This window comes from Psychrobacter sp. 1U2 (genome assembly GCF_051847575.1).
On sequence record NZ_JBPYDC010001283.1, the window covers coordinates 1 to 643 of the forward strand.

The window sequence follows — 643 nt, forward strand, 5'->3', positions numbered from 1 at the left end:
TTGTAAGGCATCGAGGGCGGCTGGCATATCATGTCGCCCCCAACTGATAAGAGAGGCATCACATTTGGTCAAATCGGTCGTCAGCGACTCACCAATACCTTCATTATCAAAGGTTAGTACTCCAAAGCCTTGCTCTGCTAAAAAAGTCGCGAAACTGTGATAGAACTGACGTTTGATACCAGTCGCTGGCGCGATCATCACGGCTGTGTTTACAGAAGTTTTAGGACGGTAGACGGTCGCTGCTAACGCTCGATTGCGATCAGATATGATGGTCAACGCATAAGTATCGATACTTGTAACCTTCGTCTCTAATGGAGCGTTGCTTGTAGTATCAAGAGGCGTGGCAGACATGCGCTCTTGTTTATTTGCAGAAAGTGGTGTTTGGTTTTGATGCATTGCCATACCTTATGATGTGTACCAATAAGCGATGATTATTAATAAATGATATGCTGTAAAGGTTAGCATACTTGTAAGTACAGCGTATTATTACCAAGATTGGTCATTATACGTCAGTGATAAAAAGTTGTTATTAGCCATTAACATAGCTTATGCTAAGAGGAATGCTAGCAAGACAAATGCTTGGTTGTATCTCTTTATCTAACATTATCTTTTATCGTTTATATATTCCAAAGTCCGAAAATAG

At 40.9% G+C, this 643-nt stretch carries 1 pseudogene; it reads right to left on the reverse strand.

The features are described 5' to 3' along the window. Positions 1-396: pseudogene (locus ACS8FD_RS21665) on the reverse strand (alpha/beta hydrolase); the annotation flags it as partial. Between the last annotated feature and the right edge of the window lie 247 nt (positions 397-643).